The following is a 2,100-nucleotide window of genomic DNA, read 5'->3' on the forward strand; positions in this document are numbered from 1 at the left end:
GGAGCCGCCCGCCAACCGCGGATCGGTCGACCCTGCCGCCGGCCGCTACCGAGCGGTAGTCTCCGGCCATGTCGTACTTCGTCACCGGCGCGACCGGGTTCATCGGCCGGCATCTCGTCCCCGAGCTCCTCGACCACCGCGAGGGCGACATCTACGTCCTGGTCCGCAAGGGGTCGCTCCCACGGATGGAGAAGCTGATCCGCCGGTGGGACACCAACCGTGTCATCCCCGTCACCGGCGACCTCGCGAAGCCGAACCTCGGCGTCTCCCGGAAGTGGATCACCGAGCACCAGGGGACGATCGACCACTTCTTCCACCTCGCCGCGATCTACGACATGACCGCCGACGACGAGACCAACGAGACGATGAACGTCGGCGGCACCCGCAACGCCGTCGAGCTCGCCGACGCGCTCCAGGTCGGCTGCTTCCACCAGGTCTCGTCGGTCGCGGCGGCCGGTGAGTACCGCGGCGTCTTCGACGAGACCATGTTCGACGAGGGACAGCACCTGCCCTCGCCGTACCACCGGACCAAGTTCGAGTCGGAGAAGATCGTCCGCGAGGAGGCCACCGTGCCGTGGCGGGTCTACCGCCCGGCCGTCGTCGTCGGCGACAGCCAGACCGGGGCGATGGACAAGGTCGACGGCCCCTACTACTTCTTCCCGACCATGAAGCTGCTGCGCGACCGGCTGCCGGCCTGGCTGCCCCTGGTGGGCGTGGACCTCGGGGACACCAACGTCGTCCCGGTCGACTACGTCGCCAAGGCGATGGACCACCTCGCGCACCTGCCGGACCGCGACGGCGAGGCCTTCCACCTGGTCAACCCCGAGCCCCAGCCGGTGGCGGAGATGATCAACACCTTCTGCGCGGCGGCCGGAGCGCCGCAGTTCGCGACCCCGATCGACCGGAAGGTGACCAGCGCCGGGCCCCTCGGGATGGTGCCGCAGCGGCTGCGACCGCTGTCGATCTTCACCGGCGTGGTGAAGTCGGCACCGGTCCAGGCCGTCCTCGACCAGACCCTCGGACGGCTGGGGGTGCCCGCGGAGGTGCTGGCGCACACCAGCTTCACCGCGGTCTTCGACTCCCGCGCGACCGAGAAGGCGCTGTCCGGGTCGGGCATCGCGGTCCCCGACCTGGAGACCTACGCCCGCACCCTGTGGGCCTACTGGGAGGACAACCTCGACACCTCGACCGGTCGCGACCCCGCGATCCGGGAGGTGCTCACCGGCAAGTACGTCGTGATCACCGGGGCCTCGTCCGGCATCGGGCAGGTCACCGCCCTCAAGGTCGCCCAGGCAGGCGGGATCCCGGTCCTCGTGGCCCGCGGCAAGGACAAGCTCGAGGAGACCCGGGCCTCCATCGAGATGCGGGGCGGGCAGGCCCACGTCTTCCCGTGCGACCTCTCCGACCTCGAGGCCATCGACCGGCTCTGCGAGCAGATCTCCGCCGAGGTCCCCACCGTCGACTTCGTGGTCAACAACGCCGGCCGCTCGATCCGGCGCTCGCTGCGCCTGTCGCAGGACCGGTTCCACGACTTCGAGCGGACCATGCAGCTCAACTACTTCGGCGCGATCCGGCTGGTGATGGGCCTGCTCCCGAAGATGCAGGAGCAGGGGCGGGGGCACGTCGTCAACGTCTCCTCGATCGGGGTGCAGACCAACCCGCCCCGCTTCTCGGCGTACGTCGCCTCGAAGGCCGCGCTCGACGCGTGGAGCAACGTCGTGGCCTCCGAGGTCGTCGGCGACGGCATCACCTTCACCGGCATCCACATGCCGCTCGTCCGGACGCCCATGATCGCGCCCACCAAGCTCTACGACCGGTTCCCCACGATCTCGCCGGCCCAGGCCGCGGACCTCGTGATCAAGGCGATGGTCGACCGCCCGCACGAGATCAACACGCTCCTCGGCAACGCCGGGGCGGTCGCCCACACGGTGGCGCCCAAGACGGCGTTTCGGATCCTCAACATGGCCTACCACGTGTTCCCCGACTCCGCGGCCGCCAAGGGCGGCGACTCCGGCACCCGCGAGTCCGAGCAGATCATGCTGGCCCGGATCTTCAAAGGTGTCCACTGGTGATCAGCTCGCTCGCGAGCTGATCACCAGA

At 69.7% G+C, this 2,100-nt stretch carries 1 protein-coding gene; it reads left to right on the forward strand.

The genetic code is table 11. The features are described 5' to 3' along the window. Window positions 1-68: 68 nt before the first annotated feature. Complete coding sequence (locus tag VFN12_RS09805) at window positions 69-2,072, forward strand: SDR family oxidoreductase (protein ID WP_325118467.1); 2,004 nt, start codon at window positions 69-71, stop codon at window positions 2,070-2,072. Window positions 2,073-2,100: the final 28 nt, after the last annotated feature.

Source organism: Nocardioides sp., from assembly GCF_035703625.1.
Taxonomy (GTDB): Bacteria; Actinomycetota; Actinomycetes; order Propionibacteriales; family Nocardioidaceae; genus Nocardioides.